Origin of the sequence: Gracilibacillus suaedae (assembly GCF_017599345.1) — a bacterium.
GTDB classification, from domain to species: Bacteria; Bacillota; Bacilli; order Bacillales; family Amphibacillaceae; genus Gracilibacillus; species Gracilibacillus suaedae.
Map to the genome: position 1 here is coordinate 50,104 of NZ_JAGFVL010000016.1, position 17,654 is coordinate 67,757.

Below are 17,654 nucleotides of genomic sequence, written 5' to 3' on the forward strand. Positions count from 1 at the left end.
ACGGAAGGAGGGCGAAAAATGACAGAGGATCAATTACCGAAAGATAATGAAGAGCAAAAGTCAGAGCAACAGACAAAGACATCAACAGGATTAGATCAGAATGTAGCAGGTTTTTTAACGTATTTAGTAGGGTTTATTAGCGGTATCATTTTTTTATTGTTAGAGAAAGAAAACCGTTTTATCCGTTTTCATGCACTACAGTCGATTTTTGTATTTGTTGGATTGATGATAATAAATACGGTTCTTGGTATGATACCTTTATTAGGATGGCTTGTAAATATTTTAATCGCCTCTTTAACGCTTGTTTTATGGGTTTTCCTGATGGTAAAAGCCTATCAAGGTCACTACTTCAAACTGCCTTGGATAGGGGATATCGTAGAACAACAATTAGATAAATAATGATGAAATTCTGATCTGATGCTCACATCAGGTCTCTTCTAATAAGGAATGTATATGGTCTGTGGCATACTCGTATTTTGAACTATGATAAGCGAAACTTGAGAATAACCCAAGTTGCCAGGTTTAACGTATGTTGTAGAGCAAATCTTAGCGAAGGCCGCCAACTTCCACTTTATGATTCCTCTAGTAGGCATTATGGAATTATATCAACTGTTTGACCACCACTCTGGCATTACCCTTCAGCTAACTTTTTTGAGCAAAAACCGCTCGAAAAAGTGGATCTTCAGGCCAAACAATTTCCATAGGATTGATAAGGACTGAGCGGATTTTGCTCAGTTTTCTCGAACACAGAAAATAGAAAAATCGTTTGCAAAAAAACGTAGAAAACGAAGGGTTTGCCAAAAGAGAATTTGGTAACCCTTCGTTTTTATTCATGAATTAGGTATCTGTTTAATAATATGGAAGTAAAGAAGAAAAGAAAGAAGGTGTGCTTTTGATTACATGGTTATCTTTTGTTTTATTATCACTTGCAACATTTCGTTTAACAAGACTGATTGTTTATGATAAAATCACAGGTTTTATTCGAGCACCTTTTTTTGAAGTAGAAGAAAAATGGTTGCCCGATGGTACCATAGAAGAGACTGTGATGTTTAAAGGAAACGGCTGGAAAAGATGGATTGGTGAATTATTACGGTGTCACTGGTGTACGGGCATTTGGTCTTCAATTATCTTATTTTTAGGTTTCCATTTCTACTCTACTATATTTATACCAATAATTATTGTATTGGCAGTTGCGGGGGTAGCATCAATTATTGAAGTAATTATTTCCTACTTTATTTAAACATTCATGTATCTTTATTGCTGCTTCTTCCTTTTATAGCCACTACAGCTACATGACTTTTTTCTTCGTCCTTTTTTCCGTCTGTTAACAGACCGTTGTGTAATATTGGACATGATCAAAACTCCTTCATCATACAAGATTAGGAAACATTCCTACATTATTTTATGAGGTCGCTATAAAAGCGTTCGGGAGTTACAGAAAAACGGTGAAAAAGTCTAACCTACTTCTACTCTTATTCAAAATAAACCGAGGAAAGGCGACACTTTCCTCGGTATTTATCAAGTTAGATACCTTTAAAAGCTTCTAAGTAGATCTGTTTTAATTCAGTAACTAGTGGTAATTTTGGATTTGCGGTTGTACATTGATCCTCAAAAGCTTTGTCGGCTAAGTGATCCACTTGTTTCATAAATGTTTCTTTCTCAACACCATTTGCTTCAATGCTCATTGGAATATCCAATTGTTTGGCAAGTTCACACACTGCTTTGATTAAACTTTCTACACCTTCTTCTGTTGTACGTGCAGGAAGCCCCAGTATTTTTGCTATTTCTGCATATCGCTGATCTGCAACAAAATGCTCGTACTTTGGAAAAGAAACAAATTTAGTTGGCTTTTTCGCATTGTAGCGAATCACGTGTGGCAAGAGAATCGCATTTGCTCGGCCGTGTGCAATTTGGAATGCTGCTCCCAGCTTATGTGCCAAGCTATGATTAATACCCAAAAACGCATTAGCAAAAGCCATTCCTGCAATACTAGATGCATTATGCATTTTTTCCCTGGCCTTTTCATTGGTGCCATCTTTATATGCGATAGGTAAATATTCAAAAACTAACTGTATGGCCTTTATCGCCAGTCCATCTGTATAATCATTCGCCATGTTGGATACATAAGACTCAATCGCATGTGTCAGTACATCCATACCAGTATCTGCAGTAACTACTGGTGGTACCGTCATGACAAACTGAGGGTCAATTATCGCAACATCAGGTGTTAAGGCATAATCAGCTAATGGATATTTGATGTTGTTTTGTTTATCCGTAATAACGGAGAAAGGAGTTACTTCGGATCCCGTTCCAGATGTCGTTGGAATTCCTACAAATTGTGCTTGTTTTCCGAGCTCTGGATATTTATAGACACGTTTACGAATATCTAAGAATTTTTGTTTGATACCATTAAAGTCTGTCTCTGGATGCTCATAAAATAACCACATACCCTTAGCAGCATCCATGGCAGAGCCACCACCAATGGCGATAATGACATCTGGTTTGAATTTACTCATTTCTTCTTTCCCTCGCATCACAGTTTCAATGGATGGATCGGGTTCTACATCAGAAAAGATTTCGCAATGCACATAGTCGGCTCGTTTACGTAAGTAATAGAGTACCTTGTCTACATAACCGAGTTGTCTCATGACTGGGTCAGTGACAATAAAGGCTCTAGAGATTAACGGCATCTTCGCCAAGTACTGTACGGCGTTTTTCTCAAAATAGACTTTTGGCGGTACTTTAAACCACTGCATATTGACGTTTCTCCTTGCTATTTTTTTAGTGTTGGTAAGGTGAATTGCACCAACATTAGTTGAAACAGAGTTACCACCATAAGAACCACAGCCCAATGTTAGAGATGGCAAGTAAGCATTGTAAATATCTCCAATCGCTCCTTGAGAAGAAGGGGCATTAACAATGATACGACCTGCTTTCATTCGTTTACCGAATGCTTCGACAATCTCTTGATCATTAGAATGGATAACAGCAGAGTGACCAAGACCACCGAACTCAAGCATTTCTTCACACCGTTTGAATCCTTCCTGATAATTTTTAACTTGATAGCATGCTAGGATTGGACTTAATTTTTCACGAGAAAGTGGTTCAGTAGGTCCAACTGTTTTTAATTCGGCAACTAGAATTTTAGTGTCTGCAGGAACATTAATTCCAGCTTTTTTAGCAATTTCTACAGGACTTTTTCCAACGATATCGGCGTTTACTGCACACGTTTTTTCATTTATTGCAAGTTTCTCCACTTTTTTCTTTTCTTCTTTGTTTAAGAAGTAACAATGATTGTTAAGCATTTCCTGTTGTGCTTTTTGATAGATTGCTTGATCAATGATCACTGCCTGTTCTGATGCACAAATCATTCCGTTATCAAAAGTTTTAGAAAGAATTAAGTCATTGACAGCTCGTTTGACATCAGTTGTTTTCTCAAAATAACATGGTACATTACCAGGTCCTACGCCAAGTGCTGGTTTTCCAGAGCTGTAGGCTGATTTAACCATTCCGGCTCCACCTGTTGCTAGAATAAGTGCGATATCATCATGTGTCATTAACTGTTGCGTTGCTTCAATGCTAGGTTGTTCGATCCATTGTATGCAATGTTTTGGTGCACCAGCTTTTATTGCAGCCTGATACAATATATTAGCTGCCTCTGCACTACTTTTTTGAGCAGAAGGGTGGAAAGCAAAAATAATCGGATTAGCCGTTTTTATTGCTATCAAGATCTTGAACATGGTAGTAGACGTTGGATTGGTAACCGGTGTTACACCGGCAATAACACCAATAGGTTCTGCTATTTCCAATACACCGTCATGTTGATTTTCATTCATGATTCCAACGGTTTTATCATATTTAATATTATGGTAGATATATTCTGTAGCAAATATATTTTTAATAATTTTATCCTCGTATACACCTCTATTTGTTTCTTCTACTGCCATTTTTGCTAGTGTCATATGTGCATCTAAACCGGCAAGTGCCATTTCCTTAACAATGTGGTTGATTTCTTCTTGATTTAATTGTTTTAATTGTGACAATGCTGCTATACCTTGTTTCACTTTTTGGTCAATCGTTTGCTGAACATTACCTTGTTTTTCGATAGCTTGTGTACTCATCATTTCTCCTCCTTATAGTTTGTGAAATATTGAGCATGACTGTTTAAAAAAAATGAATTTCTGTTAACTCTTGGGTGGGATTGCGTGCAATTTTAATAAAGGTAAGATCTTGATACATTCGTGATGTGTTTTTTAATAAGATGACGTAGTGCTTTGTCCAGATCATGCTAGGATATGCTTTGTTACGCTCTAAGAATAGAGCTTCGAACTGGTCACCGATTTTCTCTTCGAATGTCGCTTGGTTGTAAAAATCTGTGTCTGTACTGAAATCAATCCATTCATAAGAAAGCATTATGTTTCCTCCTTTTATTACCTCCTTTATTTGTTCTGAATTCATCATATCATACGGAAACGTATACAAAATGATTGGTTTTTGTCAATTTTGTGAAATATTTCACAATAAAGAATGTGTTATAATTGATTTATTTAACAGAAAGGGCAGGATACAGTACATGTGGGTTGTTATCATTGTTTGTATTATAGTCGTGATTGCAGTATTAGCATTGTCCATTATGACATTAAATAAAGGGTATGGGTATCAGCATACAATTGATCCGTTACCAAGTGAGCAGGAAAGTAGTGAAGGAACAGAAGTAAAAACCGATCAAACAGAGAAAAATACGAATGAAAACAGTGACCGATAAAAATACAAACGGTCACTGTTTGCTCGTTCTGCGAAATAGCTTGGACATAGATGCCCCGCCAGTAAATCCGGGGGAGAGTGTGGACATTTGTTCCGCTATTTGTGACAAAAGTGGCGTTTTTAGGGTACATGCGGACATCTATTCCGCTATTCATCGAAAATAAAGCTAAATTTGATCGAAAAAAGCCGAATAAGGGATTAAATGTCCGCAAAAACCGAAAAACGGGTGTTATTCCGTCAAATAACGCACTCAATGTCCGTTCAACAAATTTTCGCTAATGATTAGTTGGTTCCTTATCCCTACCTTATTATAAAGAAGCTTTATAGATGGCGATCGCATCATCGCGGTTCAGTTTTTTGAAGTTACCAAATTCAGGTCTCGCAATCACTGTTTTATCAGCCATTTCCTCGATACTGTCTTCACCAATATCATAATCAGACAAACGGGAAGGAGCTTCAATACTATTCCAGAATGCACGAAGTTTAGCAATTCCTTCTAAGCCAATTTCTTTATCAGATTTACCACTTGGATCCACATCAAATACACGGATAGCTAACTGTTTAAAACGACTTACATTTGCATCGATTGCATACTCCATCCATTTGGGGAAGAGGATAGCAAGACCACCACCGTGTGGAATGTCATGTACAGCTGAAACAGCATGTTCTAGGTTGTGTGTTGCCCAGTCTCCGTGATAACCCATATTTACCATGCCATTTAATGCCATCGTACCATTATATAAGACTGTTGCACGAAGCTCTTGATTTTCAAGATCTTCTAATAATTTTGGAGCTGTTTCTACCATCGTTTGTAGAATTCCTTCTACCATACGATCTTGTAACAATGTATTCTCTTCATGATGGAAATAATGCTCAAGTGCATGTGACATAATGTCGACCATGCCATAGATTGTTTGGTCTTTCGGTACTGTTTTGGTGAAATTAGGATCCAAGATCGAGAAAGCAGGGTAAGTGTATGGGCTTCCCCAACCATGTTTTTCATTTGTTTCCCAATTTGTAATAACTGATCCTGCATTCATTTCCGATCCGGTTGCTGCCAGTGTTAAAACCGTTCCGAATGGAAGTGCCCCAGTAACATTTGCCTTCTTAGTTACAATATCCCAAATATCATCTTCAGATTTGGCACCTGCGGCAATTGCCTTCGTACAGTCAATTGTACTACCACCACCGACCGCAAGGATGAAATCTATCTTTTCTTCCTTACAAATTTCGATACCTTTACGTGCAGTAGTGACACGAGGATTTGGTTCGACACCACTCAATTCAAATACATTTTTATTTGCTTTCTTCAATATATCCATTACTTGGTCGTATAAGCCATTGCGTTTAATGCTTCCGCCGCCGTAGACAAGAAGAATATTACCACCGTAATTTTGTAATTCTGTTTTTACGTTCTCTAATTGCCCTTGACCGAAATACAATCTCGTTGGGTTGTGAAAAATGAAGTTTTGCATTTCTTTGCCTCCTCCTAAATCAACATACACCTTTAAATATTGCAGTAATTTTAGTATGTGTAAAGTATTATGCTTCATGTTTCCAATTGTGAACAAATTCTGACACCTTATAAAAAACAACATTTTTGTTCACTATTTCACATGACAAACATCAACGAAAGGGATATACTAATAATATAAACATGCTCAATATTGAACAATGTGAAGAGGAGGAACATAAAATGAAAGTAGAAGAAAGAGTAGATCAAACGAAGGTAGCTTGGCAAGGCTTTACACCAGGTCGTTGGCAGGAAGAAATTGATGTGCGAGACTTCATTATGAAAAACTTCACTTTGTATGATGGTGATGAATTATTTTTAACAGATGCAACAGAGAATACTCTGAAATTGTGGGAACAAGTGATGGAATTGACGAAACAAGAGCAGGAAAACGGTGGAGTTTACGACTTAGATACAGAAATAGTTTCGACCATTACTTCACACGGAGCAGGTTATCTAGATAGAACGAAAGAAAAAATAGTAGGTGTACAGACAGATCGACCATTTAAACGTTCCTTACAGCCATTTGGAGGTATCCGTATGGCGGTAGCAGCCGCACAGTCATATGGTTATCAAGTTGACGAAAAAATTGTGAAAACATTCACAAAATATAGAAAAACACATAACCAAGGTGTTTTCGATGCATATACGAAAGAGATGCTGCTAGCTCGAAAAGCCGGCATTGTAACAGGGCTTCCAGATGCTTACGGGCGCGGTAGAATTATCGGTGATTATCGTCGGGTAGCATTATATGGCGTGGATCGACTAATAGCAGATAAGCAAGCACAATTAAACATTATTGGTGGTAATGGTCAGATGTCGGAAGAGGTGATTAGAGACCGGGAGGAAATAACAGAACAAATCAGAGCGTTACAAGAGTTAAAGCAATTAGGAGAAATATATGGTTTCGATTTATCCCATCCGGCGAACGATGCCCAAGAAGCGGTACAGTGGTTATATTTAGCATATTTAGCTGCTATTAAGGAACAAAATGGAGCTGCAATGAGCTTAGGTAGAGTATCGACTTTCTTGGATGTTTATATTGAAAGAGATTTAGCAGAAGGATATTTAACAGAGGAGCAAGCACAAGAGTTGGTAGATCATTTTGTCATGAAACTTCGTCTTGTGAAATTTGCGAGAACACCAGAGTACAATGAACTATTCAGTGGTGACCCAACTTGGGTTACAGAGTCGCTTGGTGGTATAGCATTAGATGGACGTCCGTTAGTTACAAAAAGCTCATTCCGTTTTTTACACACATTAACTAATTTGGGGCCGGCACCTGAACCAAATCTGACAGTACTATGGTCCACACGCTTGCCTGAAGCGTTTAAAAAATATTGTGCCAAAATGTCCATTGACACAAGTTCTATTCAATATGAGAATGACAACCTCATGCGTGAACAATATGGTGATGATTATGGCATCGCGTGTTGCGTATCTGCCATGCGGATCGGTAAACAAATGCAATTTTTCGGAGCTAGAGCAAACCTTGCAAAAGCATTATTATATACGATAAATGGTGGGGTAGATGAAAAACTAAAAATGCAAGTAGGACCTGCCTATGCTCCAATTACTTCTGAATATTTAGAGTATGGGGAGGTAGTGGAAAAATATGATCGAATGCTAGAATGGCTTGCTGATCTTTACGTAAATGCATTAAATATTATTCACTATATGCATGATAAATATAGCTATGAGCGTTTAGAGATGGCACTGCATGATCGGGAAGTATTTCGAACCATGGCATGTGGAATTGCAGGGTTATCAGTTGTGGCGGATTCGTTAAGTGCGATTAAGTATGCCAAAGTTAAAACAATTCGAGATGAGAATGGTTTAGTAATTGATTATGAGATTGAAGGAGATTTTCCAAAGTACGGTAATAATGATGATCGAGTAGATCAAATCGCCAAAGATCTCGTCAAGAATTTTATGAATAAAATAGAGAAACACGAAACATACCGTGGAGCAACACCAACTCAATCCATTCTTACCATTACATCCAATGTTGTATATGGTAAGAAAACTGGCAATACACCAGACGGCAGAAAAGCAGGAGAGCCTTTTGCACCTGGAGCAAACCCATTACATGGTCGTGATACGAGAGGGTCATTGGCATCTCTCAGTTCTGTAGCAAAGTTACCATATGAATATGCATTAGATGGTATTTCCAATACTTTTTCGATTGTGCCAAGAGCACTCGGAAAAGAAGAACAAACTAGAATAAGTAATCTAGCAGGTATGTTAGATGGCTATGCAATAAAAAGAGGGCATCACTTAAATGTAAATGTCTTCGAGAGAGAAACACTGATGGATGCAATGGAACATCCAGAAAAATATCCACAACTAACCATTCGTGTCTCAGGATATGCGGTCAACTTTAATAAATTAACACGAGAACAACAAATTGACGTGATTAATCGGACGTTCCATGAAAGTATGTAAAGATAAAAGTGAGACTGTAATCAGTGGGGCTGCCCCCACTGATTATTAGCAAGACTTATCAGGGTGTTAGCATCTGTTATATCCCATTTAGCTTTGTTACTTGAAGTTTGAAGTGGGGGCTATTAGCACCGAGATAAATAAAAAAGAGGTGAGTATGATGATTGGCAGAATTCATTCGGTAGAGACTTGTGGTACAGTAGACGGACCAGGTCTGCGATATGTAGTATTTATGCAAGGCTGTTTATTAAGGTGCCAGTATTGTCACAATCCAGATACTTGGATGAGAGGTGATGGAAGGAACATAACAGTAGAAGAATTAGTTGCAGATATTCAATCATACTTGCCATTCTTTCAAGCCTCGGGGGGAGGAGTTACGGTAAGTGGTGGCGAGCCTTTGTTGCAAGTGGATTTTTTGACAGATCTTTTTACTGAATTAAAGAAACTTGGCGTTCATACAACCATTGATAGTTGTGGAGGATGCTTCTCCACTTCACCATACTTTCTTGAAAAGCTTGATAAATTAATTCAAGTAACAGATCTAGTTTTATTAGACTTAAAACATATTAATATGGTAAAACATCAAGCATTAACTGGTATGTCTAATCAGCATATTTTGCGATTCGCACAATACCTTGATCAAAGAAGTGTGCCTGTTTGGATCAGACATGTATTAGTCCCAACGATAAGTGATGAAGATGAAGCATTAATAAGATTGGCAGCATTTATCGGGACTTTGTCCAATGTCGATAAGATTGAAGTGTTACCTTATCATAAACTAGGTATCTACAAATGGAAAGAGCTTGGTTTGGATTATCCACTTCAAGGAATAGAGCCGCCATCACAAGAACGAGTAGTGAATGCAGAAAAAATATTAGGTACAGCTTTACAAACAGAAAAATTCTCCATTTCACTTAAATAGAATGTTTAATAATTGAAGGAAAAGGAATAGTATTGGTAGAATAAATAATATAGAACAAGCAAACGTTCTAATTTAATTTAAAGGAGTGGATAGAGTGAGTAACGTATTATTTACATCCAAAGCAACTGCACAAGGTGGCCGTGATGGTCATGTCAAATCAGATGACGGTTTAATTGACTTAAACCTGGTAAATCCAGCGGGTGATGGTGATGGAACAGGCTCTAATCCAGAACAATTATTTGCTGCAGGTTATGCTGCATGCTACGACGGTGCCTTGAACTTAATGGCATCCAAACAAAAAAAAGATATTGAATCTGCTATTACGGCAGAAGTTAGCTTAATAAAAGATGAAGCTGACGGAGGATTTAAAATTGGTGTAGTACTTAATGTAGAAATTAAAGGTGTATCACAAGAAGAAGCAGAAGAACTCGCAAAACAAGCGCACGACTTCTGTCCATACTCTAAAGCTACAAGAGGAAATATTGACGTAGAATTAAATACAAAAGCTGTATAATAAGAAAAGCGCAGAGCGCCCGTTTCTGGGCGCTTGCGTAGACAAATACCCAAATTTTATACTTTCTTGTCGTAAGATAGAAAGAGCACGGTGTTATGGGATATACCGTGCTCCTTTTATCATGGCGTTAATCGTCTGTACACCCCAAACTTCAAATATATTTAAGGATAAAAGACGCTAACCCTGCTAAGTTTTGCTAATGCTCAGTGGGGCCGAAAACTCCAACGAGCATAGTTTTACTTTATTACGAACGATTTTTGAAGTAATCTGAGAAGGCCTGGAAAAATTCAATTCCTTGGTACAGCCAAACACTCACTGCTGCAAAAGAAAATAGGCCAATCATAAAGAATCTAAACCACATGTTTATACCTCCTTCATTTATTTTTGTGGAAGGGGTACAAATGTGATCAGATAGTTAGATTGATAAAATACCGCATGTAGATAATGTCGAGCTACAAATGCTTGAAGAAGAGTGTAAAGGATCACGAATAGTAGTAATGCTCCAATTATTACTCGCTCTTCATTTAAAACACCTTTGTCTGCAGTTGAATCATGATAATCTGTATCATAATAATAAGCAGCATGTAGTTCGTCATTTATTTCGATGTTGAATGTTAGATCAGATGGGTAATTTGATAATGTGATTAAGTGAGAAATGGTTAACATCATCATGACAAGAATGAGGGATTTTCTCATATACTCAACCATCTCCCTTTCTCTATTCATTTATCCAGTATACACCTGCTAAACAAAGTAGTAAAGTTACCTTCCTCAAAATTTACATTTCTTTTATCAATGTATTAAACGTAGGAGGTTATAATACTTTTTTATTTCTGCTGGCACCTAAACCAAAAATAGTCATGATTAATGTAACAAATAGTATCATCATAATGGAAGGTTGCCAATGGCTGGTAATGTCAAAAATAAGTCCAATGACTATCGGTCCAACCGACGCTAACAGGTAACCAAAAGATTGTGCCATTCCTGATAATTCAGCAGCTTGTCTTGCATTAGTGGTCCTTAGTCCTAGCAAGGCCAAGGCTAAGCTTATGCTTGCTCCTAACATTATGCCAATTAGTGTAATAGCAATAGTAGATCCAATCATACCTGGTTCAACATATAGCATGCTATAACCGATAATGCCTGACACCCCAAAAACAGCAACAACAGGTTGTTGGTTTTTCAGTTTACCTGCAATAACAGGTGTAAAGAAAGTCGCAGGCAAACTGATGAATTGCATGTATGCTACATACCATCCGGCAACTGACCCTGAGAAACCATTGGAGATCAATATTTCAGCTAACCATGAGATCGTTACATAAAATAAAAAGGATTGTAATCCCATAAAAAACGTGACTTGCCATGCAACAGGTGAACGTAATAATGGAACAGTGCTTGGTTCGTACAGCTCACTATCTTCTCTTAGAGGTGCTTTATGCATTGTGATTAGCCAGACAACAATACCGATAATTACGAGTAAACTCCAGCTCGCTAATGACCATTTCCACCCAAGTCCAGCAGTTGATGTGAGTGGTACACTTAAACCGGAGGCTAATGCGGCAAAAATAGACATGGACGTTGTATAAACACCTGTCATTAAACCAATTTTCTCTGGGAAATTACTTTTAATGAGACTTGGTAAAATGACATTAATGATCGCAATACCTACACCGATTAATATGGTACCGACAAATAATAGGGTAATGGCTGCTGTAGAGCGAATCCAAATACCAATCAATAATGTGATGAGTCCATACAGTAATGCTTTTTCATTAGTGGTCCGATTGGCAATCCTCGGTGCAATAGGTGACATAAAAGCAAAGGCAATGAGAGGCAAACTGGTTAAAAAGCCAGCGCTCCAATTGCTGATCGATAAATCTTCACGCATAATACCAATAATGGGACCGACTGAAGTGATTGCGGGTCTTAAATTAAAAGCTAAAAGAATAATACCAATGATAAAAAGAATTGTATAATGCTTTTTAGTTAAGTGTGGTGCTCTTTCCATTTTTTCACCTTATTTCTATGTTTTTATTAACAAATGTCATACAGAATATGCTAAAATAAGTAAGAAACTATTAGTAAAAATCGGATTATAATAGAATACCATACATAAAGTAAGACTTCCATTAGTGGGGGTCGCACCGTAATAAATCTCAAGTGGAAGTTAATTATGATGAAAGAAGGTCTACAATGGAGAATAAGGTTGTTAAAGAATTACTCTCATGGTTGAAGGCGTTGTTGGTTGCTGTTATTATTGTGCTTCTGTGTCGGCACTTTTTGATTACCCCTTCCGTTGTGAAAGGTGAATCGATGATGCCGAATTTAGAAAATGGTGACCGGATTATTTTGAGTAAGATAAGCAGTATCGATCGTTTTGACGAAATTGCCTTCAAAGCACCTGATTCGAATGATAACTATGTTAAGAGAGTAATAGGCTTTCCGGGCGATACGATCGAAATGAAAAGTGATAACCTATATATTAATGGAAAGCTCTATGAAGAGACTTATCTTGAAGACTCCAAAGCAGCGCTATCTGAAGGTCAAAAGCTGACAAATGATTTTACACTTAAAGAATTGACTGGTAAGGAACAAGTTCCTGAAGGGAAAATATTTGTTTTAGGTGATAATCGAAGAGTTAGTAAAGATAGCCGTGAATTTGGCTTTGTAGATGAAGAAGCAGTCATTGGAGATGTTAAAATGCGTATTTGGCCGCTTGAATCATTTGAGATTATTAAGTAGGAACGGATAAACTTGACAATTTACCGTATCCGTGTTTTATTGGTAATAACTTCATAATAGAAATTCCGCTAGGGGTGCTGCATGAGCAGCTGAGATAAGAATGTATTTCTTGATCCCTTTGAACCTGAACTGGTTAAGACCAGCGTAGGAAAGTGGAGTCGGATGGTGTGTGAACGACATACACCTCAATTTTGATATGGACTATTCAAAAGCCGCTCCGCTACCCGCGAGCGGCTTTTTATTATGAAAATATATATTCTGGAGGCAGGAGAAATGACTTTTAGTCAAGAATTACGTGTAGCAGCAGATGATATTTATGAAGGTATTTTTGAACACCCTTTTGTTGTTGGAATTGGAGAAGGAAATTTGCATAAAGAAGCGATTATTCATTATGTAAAAGCAGATTTTGAGTATCTCAATGCGTTTATGAATATCTATGGTATCGCCATCTCAAAAAGCAGCACTAGAGAAGATATGACGTATTTCTATGAAAAGATCGGTTTTATCCTAAATAGTGAAATTCATCCACATCATAATTTGTGTCAGGTCGCAGGAGTTGGCTATGATGAGTTGCAAGGATTCCCATTGCCACCAACAGCAGATCATTATGTAGCCCATATGAAAAGTGTTGCACAACAAGGAAGTATGGGGGAATTAATCGCAGCGTTGTTACCTTGCCCATGGACATATTTAGAGGTCGGACATTACTTAAAAGATAAGTATCAACCAACCGAGGAACATCCTTTTTATGACTGGATTACATTTTATGCTAAAGAAGATACAGCGTCTGTGACAACGGAACTTTGTGAGCGTTTAGATAAATGGGCACAAAATGTCGGAAAAGAAGAAAAACAAAAAGCCAAGCTAGCTTTTATTAAAAGCTGTCAGCTAGAGTATTTATTCTGGGAAATGGCTTATCAGGTGGAAGAATGGCCGTTTTCATTAGCTGGAAAGGGGAAACAACATGCATAAGGTAGCATCAGCCCTCACGATAGCTGGAACAGATCCTTCAGGTGGGGCAGGAATTCAAGCGGATTTAAAAGTGTTCCAGGAACAGGAAGTTTACGGAATGAGTGTGATTACTTCCGTCGTAGCGCAAAACACGCTTGGTGTTCAGGATGTACAGCATTTAAGTATTGATTTTATTGAAAAACAATTAGATGCCGTTTTAACAGATATTCCACCACAAGCAATAAAGACAGGGATGATTGCTACTGTTGAGATGATGGAATTAATAGCTAAAAAATTAGCAAATTCGGATATTCCGTACGTGATTGATCCAGTTATGGTGGCCAAAAGTGGTGATTCATTGATGGATGAAAAATCAAGACAAGTCATTCGCAATACCTTGATCCCACTTGCTACAGTGGTTACACCAAATGTTCCAGAAGCAGAAATTTTAGTAGGTTTTGAGATTCACGATAATCAAGATGCAGAAAAAGCGGCGAAAGTAATTGTTAATGATCTTGGTGCGAAGGCTGCTGTTGTCAAAGGCGGTCATTTAGAAGGTGAAGCAGTAGATGTTTTATATGATGGTGAAAATTTCCACTATTTAAAAGCTGTTCGCTTTGATACGAAGCATACACATGGTACAGGTTGTACCTTTTCGGCCGCCATCACTGCCGAATTGGCAAAAGGCAAACTGATAAAAGATGCGGTAGTTATTAGTAAGGACTTTATTACCGATGCTATTCAATACCCTCTCGAATTAGGTAATGGGTATGGTCCGACTAACCATTGGGGCTACAGGCTAAAAAGTTTACCTGGACAAAGGGAGGTATCTAAGTGAGTCATTTAATTGAAAAAGTTAGAAAGCAGCAACCATTGATTCATAATATCACCAATCAAGTCGTCATGAACTTTACAGCAAATGGTTTATATGCTGTCGGTGCAGCACCTGTGATGGCTCATGCAAGAGAAGAAGTAGAAGAAATGGCGCAAATGGCAAGTAGCCTTGTTTTAAATATTGGTACATTGACAACAGAACAAGTGGACGCAATGATCTTGGCTGGTAAAGCAGCCAATCAAGCAGGAGTTCCTGTTGTGTTAGATCCGGTTGGTGTAGGTGCAACTACATTCCGCACAGGCTCAGCTAAACGTATCCTACAAGAAGTGAAGGTAACATGTATTAGAGGTAATGCTGGAGAAATTGCTAATTTAGCGGGAGTAGATACCGAAGTTCGTGGTGTCGATGGTTCGAGTGATATCGATGTTCTACAGTTAGCAAGTTTGGCTTTTAAGACACTAAAGGTACCTTTAGTCATTACAGGAGCAGAAGACGTGGTTGTCGATCGGGATACGCAAGTTAGAGTCTCCAATGGTCATTCCCTCCTAACTAAAGTTACTGGTGCAGGATGTCTGTTATCAGCTGTTATTGCGGCCTTCTTAGCGGTGAGTGATAATGTGGTGGAAGCAGCAACAGATGCCCTTAGTTATTATGGTGTGGCTGCAGAAAATGCCGCAGATCAACAGGAATTTCTGGGCAGTTTCCAAATAGCGTTTCTAGATCAATTGTCTGCAGTGGATAGCGAAACAGTCAACAAGAAAAAACAAATAACTAGGAGTTCCTAAATGATGAAACGTGATTTATTGCAAGTATATTTTATTCTTGGAAGTAATAATACGGAACAAGATCCTTTATATGTATTGGAAGAAGCACTGAAAGGTGGGATCACCCTTTTCCAATTTCGTGAAAAAGGACGTGATGCGTTAACAGGGGAAGCCAAAAAGCAATTAGCCATTGATATGAAAAAGCTTTGTCATCAATACGATGTCCCTTTTTTAGTAAATGATGATGTAGACTTAGCACTAGAAATAGAAGCTGATGGTGTTCATGTTGGTCAAGAGGATATGTCCATACATGAAGTGAGAAAAATAGTACCTGCAAATTGGTTCATCGGTGTGTCATCTACAAATGTTCGGGAAGCAGTACAGGCAAAAAATGATGGTGCCGATTATATTGGGGTTGGCCCTATTTTGAGCACAAATACCAAAGCTGATGCTAAAAAACCAATCGGAGCAGAAGGATTACGAGAAATAAGGGATAACGTAGGAGGTCTGCCGATTGTGGCGATTGGTGGTATTCAATTAGGAGATGTGATCGAGCTGATGCGGGCTGGAGCTGATGGCATTTCAATCATTTCGGCAATTAGTCAATCCCCGAACCCCGAAAGCACGGCAGCAACTTTCTACGAGCATGTGAATTATTTTTTTGAAGAGTAATAATTCGATAATGTAGGGGTAGATTTGATACACTAATATTATCTAACTAAAAGGAGGTAGTATTGTGCGTCTTGAAAATAAGCAAGTTATTGCCCTAGTGGACGAGGATTTTGAAGATCTGGAATTATGGTATCCTGTCCTACGTTTACGTGAAGAAGGTGCAACGGTGCATCTTGTCGGGAAAGAGGCTAACCAAAAATATATTGGTAAGTATGGTGTTCCAGCGGAGTCTGAATATGCCTTTTCTGATATTAATGCAGAGGATTATGACGGTATTCTTGTGCCAGGCGGATGGGCACCAGATAAACTAAGAAGATTTCCAGAAGTATTAGAGATGGTCCGTTATATGGATCAAGCCCAGAAGCCAATTGGGCAAATTTGTCATGCAGGCTGGGTACTAATATCTGCTGGTATTTTACGTGGCAAAAAGGTAACAAGTACACCAGGTATCAAAGATGATATGACCAATGCTGGTGGATTATGGAGTGATGAGCCGGTCGTAACAGATGGACACCTTATCTCTAGTCGCCGTCCACCAGATTTACCTCCATATGTGAAAGCATACGCTGACTATTTAGCTAATCAGTAATCAAACTTGATCTTACAGGGATTTCCTTGTAAGATTTTTTTGTAATAGAAATGATGATAACAAACAAATCTGAATGAAGAGAGCGAAGATTTGTAGAATAAACCGGGATAACGAACAAATCTGAATGAAGAGAGCGAAGATTTGTAGAATAAACTAGGATAACGAACAAATCTGAATAAAGAGAGCGAAGATTTGTAGAATAAACCAGGATAACAAACAAATCTGAATGAAGAGAGCGAAGATTTGTAGAATAAACCGGGATAACGAACAAATCTGAATGAAGAGAGCGGAGATTTGTAGAATAAACCAGGATAACGAACAAATCTGAATAAAGAGAGCGAAGATTTGTAGAATAAACTAGGATAGACAACAAAACTACTGAAGCTTTCATGTAATGGGCGAACTAGCAATACAAAGAACTACTTGTAATTTGTAGAATTAGGAGATTTGATATATGGATATTGTATGGTGGATATTGATTATCGTATGTTTTGTGTTGGCATTTGTGGGGATTATATTCCCGATTATACCTTCCGTATTGGTGATTTGGATTGGTTTTTTGATATATCAATTTGCGCTCACGATCGATAATATTGGGTGGATCTTTTGGATAGCGATGGCTGTTTTGACGTTACTGTTGATATTTTCCGATATCATTGCCAATAGCTATTTTGTGAAGAAATTCGGTGGCAGCAAAGCAGGGGAGCGGCTGGCTGCCCTCGGGGTCATTGTTGGCTCATTTATTATCCCACCATTCGGTATTATTATTGTTCCGTTTATATTAGTTGTCATAACGGAATTGATCCAGAAAAACACTACACAAGATGCATTCAGGGCCGCGCTGGGCTCATTGATTGGCTTTCTTAGTGGAACCTTTGCCAAAATCGTGATTCAGTTGATTATGATTATCTGGTTTTTCATCGTTATTTAATGCAAAGCAATTGAT

At 38.1% G+C, this 17,654-nt stretch carries 18 protein-coding genes and 1 riboswitch; of the genes, 13 read left to right on the plus strand and 5 right to left on the minus strand.

Annotated features, from left to right (window positions below; all coding sequences use genetic code 11):
* Positions 1 to 18: 18 nt before the first annotated feature.
* Both J5J03_RS02785 and J5J03_RS02790 read left to right on the plus strand, forming a co-directional pair.
* Complete coding sequence (locus J5J03_RS02785) at positions 19 to 399, plus strand: DUF4870 domain-containing protein (RefSeq protein WP_208585990.1); 381 nt, start codon at positions 19 to 21, stop codon at positions 397 to 399.
* A 493-nt stretch (positions 400 to 892) separates the two neighbouring features.
* On the plus strand, positions 893 to 1,240 hold the full coding sequence (locus J5J03_RS02790) for a DUF1360 domain-containing protein (protein WP_208585991.1): 348 nt from the start codon (positions 893 to 895) through the stop codon (positions 1,238 to 1,240).
* Positions 1,241 to 1,523: 283 nt separating this feature from the next.
* On the opposite strand, the gene adhE is transcribed toward J5J03_RS02790, so the two are convergent.
* The gene (adhE, locus tag J5J03_RS02795) at positions 1,524 to 4,121 is read right to left on the minus strand and encodes a bifunctional acetaldehyde-CoA/alcohol dehydrogenase (RefSeq protein WP_208585992.1); all 2,598 of its coding nucleotides are present in this window, start codon (positions 4,119 to 4,121) and stop codon (positions 1,524 to 1,526) included.
* Positions 4,122 to 4,164: 43 nt separating this feature from the next.
* The gene (locus tag J5J03_RS02800; protein ID WP_208585993.1) at positions 4,165 to 4,413 is read right to left on the minus strand and encodes a hypothetical protein; all 249 of its coding nucleotides are present in this window, start codon (positions 4,411 to 4,413) and stop codon (positions 4,165 to 4,167) included.
* Positions 4,414 to 4,573: 160 nt separating this feature from the next.
* Here J5J03_RS02800 and ytzI point away from each other — a divergent pair, with 160 nt between their 5' ends.
* Positions 4,574 to 4,765, plus strand: a complete 192-nt coding sequence (gene ytzI, locus J5J03_RS02805) for a YtzI protein (RefSeq protein ID WP_208585994.1) — start codon at positions 4,574 to 4,576, stop codon at positions 4,763 to 4,765.
* A gap of 307 nt (positions 4,766 to 5,072) precedes the next feature.
* Here the strand turns inward: ytzI and J5J03_RS02810 are convergent, their stop codons facing one another.
* Positions 5,073 to 6,239, minus strand: coding sequence for an iron-containing alcohol dehydrogenase (locus tag J5J03_RS02810; protein WP_208585995.1), 1,167 nt, complete (start codon positions 6,237 to 6,239; stop codon positions 5,073 to 5,075).
* 221 nt (positions 6,240 to 6,460) lie between these two features.
* Here J5J03_RS02810 and pflB point away from each other — a divergent pair, with 221 nt between their 5' ends.
* The 3 genes from pflB (at position 6,461) to J5J03_RS02825 (ending at position 10,155) form a co-directional block, all read left to right on the plus strand.
* Positions 6,461 to 8,722 carry a formate C-acetyltransferase gene (pflB, locus tag J5J03_RS02815; RefSeq protein ID WP_208585996.1) on the plus strand — a complete coding sequence of 754 codons (2,262 nt, stop codon included), beginning with the start codon at positions 6,461 to 6,463 and terminating at the stop codon, positions 8,720 to 8,722.
* Positions 8,723 to 8,879: 157 nt separating this feature from the next.
* Positions 8,880 to 9,641 (plus strand): pyruvate formate-lyase-activating protein, encoded by a 762-nt coding sequence (pflA, locus tag J5J03_RS02820; protein ID WP_208585997.1) that lies wholly within the window; start codon positions 8,880 to 8,882, stop codon positions 9,639 to 9,641.
* 94 nt (positions 9,642 to 9,735) lie between these two features.
* The gene (locus tag J5J03_RS02825) at positions 9,736 to 10,155 is read left to right on the plus strand and encodes an organic hydroperoxide resistance protein (RefSeq protein ID WP_208585998.1); all 420 of its coding nucleotides are present in this window, start codon (positions 9,736 to 9,738) and stop codon (positions 10,153 to 10,155) included.
* Between the two features lie 378 nt (positions 10,156 to 10,533).
* Here J5J03_RS02825 and J5J03_RS02830 read toward each other — a convergent pair whose 3' ends face one another.
* Together J5J03_RS02830 and J5J03_RS02835 are read right to left on the minus strand one after the other, a co-directional pair.
* Positions 10,534 to 10,881 carry a hypothetical protein gene (locus J5J03_RS02830; protein ID WP_208585999.1) on the minus strand — a complete coding sequence of 116 codons (348 nt, stop codon included), beginning with the start codon at positions 10,879 to 10,881 and terminating at the stop codon, positions 10,534 to 10,536.
* An 88-nt stretch (positions 10,882 to 10,969) separates the two neighbouring features.
* On the minus strand, positions 10,970 to 12,163 hold the full coding sequence (locus tag J5J03_RS02835; RefSeq protein ID WP_208586000.1) for a CynX/NimT family MFS transporter: 1,194 nt from the start codon (positions 12,161 to 12,163) through the stop codon (positions 10,970 to 10,972).
* Positions 12,164 to 12,348: 185 nt separating this feature from the next.
* On the opposite strand from J5J03_RS02835, the gene lepB reads away from it, so the two are divergent.
* The 7 genes from lepB (at position 12,349) to J5J03_RS02870 (ending at position 17,639) form a co-directional block, all read left to right on the plus strand.
* The gene (gene lepB, locus J5J03_RS02840; protein ID WP_208586001.1) at positions 12,349 to 12,897 is read left to right on the plus strand and encodes a signal peptidase I; all 549 of its coding nucleotides are present in this window, start codon (positions 12,349 to 12,351) and stop codon (positions 12,895 to 12,897) included.
* Between the two features lie 60 nt (positions 12,898 to 12,957).
* Positions 12,958 to 13,065: riboswitch (TPP riboswitch) on the plus strand.
* Positions 13,066 to 13,170: 105 nt separating this feature from the next.
* Entirely contained in the window at positions 13,171 to 13,869 is a 699-nt protein-coding gene (gene tenA, locus J5J03_RS02845; protein WP_208586002.1) for a thiaminase II, read from the plus strand.
* Complete coding sequence (thiD, locus tag J5J03_RS02850) at positions 13,862 to 14,686, plus strand: bifunctional hydroxymethylpyrimidine kinase/phosphomethylpyrimidine kinase (RefSeq protein WP_208586003.1); 825 nt, start codon at positions 13,862 to 13,864, stop codon at positions 14,684 to 14,686. Before tenA ends, thiD begins: the two co-directional genes overlap by 8 nt.
* Positions 14,683 to 15,468: a hydroxyethylthiazole kinase gene (gene thiM, locus J5J03_RS02855; protein WP_208586004.1), complete on the plus strand. Its 786-nt coding sequence runs from the start codon at positions 14,683 to 14,685 to the stop codon at positions 15,466 to 15,468. The genes thiD and thiM overlap by 4 nt, the downstream gene beginning before the upstream one ends.
* Positions 15,469 to 16,119 carry a thiamine phosphate synthase gene (gene thiE, locus J5J03_RS02860; protein ID WP_208586005.1) on the plus strand — a complete coding sequence of 217 codons (651 nt, stop codon included), beginning with the start codon at positions 15,469 to 15,471 and terminating at the stop codon, positions 16,117 to 16,119. It begins immediately after the preceding gene.
* Between the two features lie 64 nt (positions 16,120 to 16,183).
* Complete coding sequence (locus J5J03_RS02865; protein ID WP_208586006.1) at positions 16,184 to 16,708, plus strand: type 1 glutamine amidotransferase domain-containing protein; 525 nt, start codon at positions 16,184 to 16,186, stop codon at positions 16,706 to 16,708.
* Positions 16,709 to 17,162: 454 nt separating this feature from the next.
* Positions 17,163 to 17,639 carry a DUF456 domain-containing protein gene (locus J5J03_RS02870; RefSeq protein ID WP_208586007.1) on the plus strand — a complete coding sequence of 159 codons (477 nt, stop codon included), beginning with the start codon at positions 17,163 to 17,165 and terminating at the stop codon, positions 17,637 to 17,639.
* The last annotated feature ends 15 nt before the right edge of the window (positions 17,640 to 17,654 follow it).